The organism is Lentzea sp. (genome assembly GCF_036380075.1).
Taxonomy (GTDB): domain Bacteria; phylum Actinomycetota; class Actinomycetes; order Mycobacteriales; family Pseudonocardiaceae; genus Lentzea.
In genome coordinates, this window is record NZ_DASVFL010000330.1 from 1 (window position 1) to 5600 (window position 5600).

The following is a 5600-nucleotide window of genomic DNA, read 5'->3' on the forward strand; positions in this document are numbered from 1 at the left end:
TCGCCGGTGTGGTTGTAGCGGGTGCGGAGCGTTGATGCGAGGCAGCTCTCCTTGTGCGGCCGGTCGGGGTCGAGGGCGTCGGTCTGGTTCAGAGCCTGCCGGGCGAGCTCGACGGCGGCGTCGGCGTCGGCGTCGTTCGCCGCGACCGCACCACGCCGCACCGCGAGGTTCGCCAGCACGTCCGGCCGGTTCGGGTGGTCGTGCGGTGTGGCGTCGAGCGCGTCCTGGAACGTGGCGACCGCCGCGCTGAGCAGCGCCGGGTCGACGCGGTGGTGTGCGAGGTCCCAGCGCGCGTTGGCGAGGTTCGACAGCAACCTGCTCGCCTCGTCGCCCGGACCGGTCAGCAGGCGAGCGGCGCGCTCGGCCGCCGTGACCGCCTCCACGATCGCCGCCTCGTCGCCACCGCGCAGGTATGACGAGCGAAGTGTGTTGCAGAGGTTGGACAACCGCATCGTCAGCAATGCATCGCCGTCTGGAGTGGACTCGACGGCCGCCCTGGCGGTGCGCACGGCCCGTGCGAGGGTCTCGTCGTCGCTCGTTTGCTGGAAGAGGAGTTCGAGGGCGGTGGAGAGGTTCGACAGGTAGGCGGGCGACCGGGGCGAGAGCTTGACCGCCCGTTCAGCCGCCGCGACCGCTTCCGGCAGCAGCTCGGGGCCGCCTTCGCGGTCGAACAGCATGACCAGGCCGGCGCCGAGGTTCGCGAAGCGGGCGGGGTTGGCCGGGGATGCGGCGGCGGCGTGGCGCAGCAACTCGACCGACTCGCGCAGGTCGCGGAGATCGTTCGTCTGGAGGTATCGCTGGTACAGCGCGAATGCTCGCTTGCCGGGATCCTCTTCTGGCACCGGAAGAAAATAACAGTGGGCGGTCGGGTGTCGGAGAAGGACGGGCCTAGGGAGGCCGAAGTGGACGCCTCGCGTGGAAATGTCCTGATTGGAGGTGGAGGCGTTTCTCAATGCTCCGGTCGAACTGCGCCTCGGCGGTTGTTCGCGTCCTGAGCCGCCATGAGGACTCCGTGCCGGACGAGGCGCAGGTCCTCGGACAGTTCGGCGTCGTCGGTGTTGAGCAGCCACTTCAGCCTGGCCTGGAAGAGTTCGTCGATCTCCCGCGTCGGCCGGTCGGTGATGACCATCTTCCACAGGGCGCCCTGCGCGAGCGTCGCCGTCAGGGGATGCCGATCGCCGAAGAGACGGGCCGCGTCGTCGACCGCGTCCAGCGCGAGGTCGATGCAGAGAGGGACACGTCCGAGTCCCATCAGGGCCATGCTCAGATCGGCCTGGATCATCAGGGGCAGGTGGTGGCGCGGGCCCAGCGAACGGCGCGCCGTGACGAGCAGGGCGTGTAGACCGTGCTCGGCGGCCTCGTACTCCTTGGCGAGCAGCAGCTCGTGGCATTCGTCCCACCGCTGTTGCACTTCTGTCTGCGGGTCTCGGGTTTCCGCTTCCGGCTCGGTGGTCTCCGCTTTCCTTCTCGCCACGCTGTACAGGAATGCCAGGTTGGATGAGGAATGAGTCATCCCCATCTCCGTGAACACGTCATTCGAGCACATGAGCTTCACTCGGTATGCGTCAAGTGAATTCTCGTGCGGTTCTTCAAGGCGCTGTGCGAGCGTGCGCAGCGACCGGTCCAGTACTGGAGGAATCGACGAGGAAGAAGTGCTGTCCCAAGCCTCATGCAAAGAAATGACGAAACGCGAAGCGACTCTGTGCAGCTCCTGGACGTACTCCTCGTTGATCCACTCGACGGTTCCGGCGTCCGGACTGGCCAGCACGTCCAGGCACACGTGCACCTGAGCCAGGAACACACCCACCTCGTACCAGGGCAGGATCTCGGGAGGCAGCCGCAGCGCGACCTCGGTGACGAAGTCGGCGAAGAGCGGTCGCAGGTGTTCCTGCGCTTCCCGCGCCTCCTGGAACTTCTCCTCGCGAGTCGAGGTCGACGGGATGGCAGGCACCTGCGCCAACGCCTCGTCGAGTTGCCGCACGAGAGCGGAGCCCTCGGACAACGACCAGAGGTCGGTGCGGATCCTGTCGATCTTGTGGGCGTACCCCGCAGGCACCTCGTTGCCCCTGGACGTGGTCACTCCGACGGTCCATCCGCTCTCGGCGAAGTACAGGTAGAGCTCTTCGGCGTCGACGCCGAGCAGCAACCCTGCCGGCAAGGGCAGGTCGTCAGCCGGTGTCTTCGGCGGGACCAGGTCGCGATCCTTCGGCGCGTCGCTCATGACAGCCCGAACAGCTGGAAGGCCGCCCAGTAGTGCGGATGAGATGTGGCCGGGTCGGCTTTGAGCTGCTGCTGCGCGTGGTGCAGAGCCCCGGCCGCACCCATGTCGAGCAATGACGCGTAGAAGTGCGTCATGAAGCGCGCGGTCACCTGGTCATCCACCCTCCACAGCGGACCGAGCACGGTGTGCGCGCCGGCGACCAGGAACACGCCCGGCAGGCCGACGTACTCGTTGCCGGGCAGGGCTGTCGACAACCCGGCGTGACAGGCGGCCAGCACGACGAGTCGCGCACGCAGGTCGAGGCGCACGAGATCGGGAGCCCACAGCAGTTCGCGGTCGCGGCCCGTGCCTGCCACGTGCAACGCCGTCAGTTCCGGAAACGCGTCGAAGACGACACCGTGGGAAGCGATGTGGACCACGTCCGCTTCAGGCAGATCGGCGAGCAGAGCACCAGCGTCAATCTCCGGGCCGACCTGCGAGGTGTGGTCGTAGAAGTGACCGGCGGCGGTCGTCAGTTCCGCGGCCGCGTGCGGCAGCCCGCCGTCCGGGTCGGCGATGCCGGCGAACCGCTCGACCCGCCGAGGCCGGTGTGGGCGAGTCAGCAGGTGGTCGAGGACGGACAGGCTGGGCACGGTGGTGACGAGGTGGTCGGTGTTGAGCGGGTGTGTTCCCAACGCCCCTAGTGGAACACCCCACAACGGTCCGGCCGGCACCACGAACACCCGCCGGTATCCGGTGAGGTCCGCTCGTACGGGATCCACGCAGGCGGCCTCGATGTCCGCCGCCGCCCGGTCGGCGTCGTCGCCCGGTGCGCAGGCCAGGCGTCTGTACCGCGCGCAGAGGCGTTCGACCTCGTCCAGATCGAGATCCGCGACCCGGCGGACGCCGGTCGCGGCGATCGTATAGATCACGCCGATGGAGGCGTAGACCACCACCACGTCATCCGCTCGAAGGTGCCCGGTCAGCTGTTCCGTCTTGACCGGCGCCACGATTCGCCGACTGCGCGATGTTGTGGCCAGGACCGCCCGTTCGTCCGCCACCACCGCCTCCCACAGGCGGGCGAGAGCGGTGTGGAGCTGGTTTCGCACACCGGCGCCTCCGCCGCGTTCCACGTCGCTCAGGTACCGGATCACCTGCTGCTTGAGGCCGGTCTGGTCCGACTCGCCGGTTTCGGCCGCGCCCCACAGCCGGTGCATCATCAGCCGAGAGAGCAAGCCGCGACCGGTGTTGAGTTCAACCAGGTCGAGAGCTTCGGCGGTCTGCCCGATGCGGTCGGCCTCCTCCGCCGCGATGTCGTAGATCGGCGCCAAATTCGCCGAAATTGCCAGCTGGGATGCCTCCGTCACCACGGATCGGCGTTCCTGCTCGGCCAGGGACAGCGCACGGCGAGAGTATTCGGCGGCGACCTCCGGACTGCGGTGGAGCCTCGCCAGCGCCTCGGCCGCGATCTGGTCGGCCGTGGTGTTCCCGCCCATGTCCGCCACGACGGTGCGGTCGAGGAACACGAGCTTGCGCGCACACTCGTTCAGCCAGTGCGCCCGGACGGCCTCGTTGCCGCTGACGAGGTGGACATTGTCCATGCACCAGCGCAGCGTGGTGCCTCCTTCCTGCTGCCCGGACATCAGGATGAGCCGGGCACCGCGCAGGTAGGAACGCAGCCACGTGGCGAGGTCGGCGTCTGTCTCGGCGAGCAACGCGAGGTAGTGCTCCGCCCGGCCGCCGCCAGGCTCGACCAGGTCCGAGTCGATGGCGAGGCAGGTCAGCGCCTTGCGCAAGCCGGCGTTGCTCCCCGCCCTGCGAAACGCGACGGCGGCGTTCCCGGCGTGGACCAGGGCCGCCCGGACGTCGAGGGTGGCCCGGTTCCCCCGTACCGCCATGTACAGCGCCATTTCCGTAGTGCCCACGAGGCCGTGCTGTCCCCGTTCGCGCATCACCTCGACTGCTCGTTTCAGGTAGACCACCGCCTCTTCGACGCGTCCCAGTTCGAGCAGGAGCTTTCCCTCGCGCCAGTCCATCGCGGTCTGATCGTTGGCCAGTGCGCCGACCGTGTCCGGGCCCGTGCCCGCCCCGTCCACCTTCACGTCGGGTGCGAGGATTTCGTGTCGCCGGACGACGGCGACGCCGTTCGCCCGGCAGTCACGCAGCAATCGGCGCAGGCGTTCGAGCCGGCGTCGCTCTTGATCAAGCGAGTGATCATCCGACGTGCGCGCGGTGGCAGCGAAGTTGATCAGATCGCTGAGGTAGTCCTCGGCCTCGTCACTGAGCAGTTCCGGTCGCTGTTCGACAAAGTCGCAGAACCATTCGTGGCCGGCTCCCGGCAGGCCGTCCAGCAGGTCGTGGACGGCCTTCGCCGCCGGCGTCTTGTGATGGTCGGAGTTCGGCGACACGAACGGACGCTACCAGCGAGTCGATCCCGGCAGGGCAGGATGTGAACCGGCATCGTTGCACAGGGTATAGGAACTTCTTGGTATTCCGAGTGATTGGGCCCCGTAACGGATGAGCAGGCCGTGGCGACAACGGGTTCGCGAGGTGTTGAGGAAGATCCACGGAAGGGGAGCGCACCGGGTGCTCGACGAGTTGCGCCAAGCGGTGAACGCCCGAGTGGTTCGCGCGTTCGAAGGCGAGCAGCTGGATCTCCTGCTCGAACCGGAGGCCCTCCAGGAGGCCGAACGGCTCGCTCAGGCGATCAGCGAGGGTGCCGGGGGGACAGCGGAACACTCGTCCGCGCGGCTTGTCCTCGGATCGTTCCTCTGGGGCCGGCACCTGGCCCTGGGGTCGCCTGGGTTCAGTCCGGATCGGGACGCGGCGATCAGCTGGCTGGCGCCCTACGTCGCGGCCGGCGGTGATCCTGACGCCGTTCCGGCGCCGTTGCTGGACGAGGTGGTGAACGCGGCCGCGCGGACCGCGTCGGACCTGGTTCCCGAGAGCGTGGACTCGCACCCGCCCGAGGTCGTGGACTCCGCGATCACGACGCTGCGCCACGTCGTGGCCGCCTGTCCCGAGGCGCACCCGAACCTGGCGGCGATGCTGACGAACCTGGGCACCGCGCTGAAGTTCCGGTCGGAGCGCACGTCTTCGGTCCCGGACGTCGACGAGGCGATCGCCTTTCTGCGGCGTGCGGTGGAGGTGACGCCGGCCGATCACGCGATGCGGGCGGGACGGTTGTTCAACCTCGCGATCGCGATCAGTCATCGGTTCAACCTCACCCACGCCGACGAGGATCTCGACGACTCGCTGAAGGGGTTCACCGACACGCTCGACGCGATGGCGCCGGACGATCCTGAGCGGCCCGCGGTGCACGAGTACCTGGGGTCCGTGTTCCGCGCCCGTGCCGCGCGCCGGTCGCCCTCGTTCGGGCAGGCCGCGTTCGTCGAGCGGC

At 68.4% G+C, this 5600-nt stretch carries 4 protein-coding genes; 1 reads left to right on the forward strand and 3 read right to left on the reverse strand.

Translation table 11 applies throughout. The annotated features are described in order from the left end of the window. The 3 genes from VF330_RS34985 to VF330_RS34995 all read right to left on the reverse strand — a co-directional run. Window positions 1-842 (reverse strand): hypothetical protein (locus VF330_RS34985; RefSeq protein WP_330856013.1); only part of this gene is annotated, 842 nt, incomplete at its 3' end. A 107-nt stretch (window positions 843-949) separates the two neighbouring features. After that, entirely contained in the window at window positions 950-2221 is a 1272-nt protein-coding gene (locus VF330_RS34990) for a hypothetical protein (RefSeq protein ID WP_330856014.1), read from the reverse strand. Continuing rightward, entirely contained in the window at window positions 2218-4608 is a 2391-nt protein-coding gene (locus VF330_RS34995) for a CHAT domain-containing protein (protein WP_330856015.1), read from the reverse strand. The genes VF330_RS34990 and VF330_RS34995 overlap by 4 nt, the downstream gene beginning before the upstream one ends. Window positions 4609-4786: 178 nt before the next feature. On the opposite strand from VF330_RS34995, the gene VF330_RS35000 reads away from it, so the two are divergent. Beyond that, a partial coding sequence (locus VF330_RS35000) for a hypothetical protein (RefSeq protein ID WP_330856016.1) occupies window positions 4787-5600 on the forward strand: 814 nt, incomplete at its 3' end.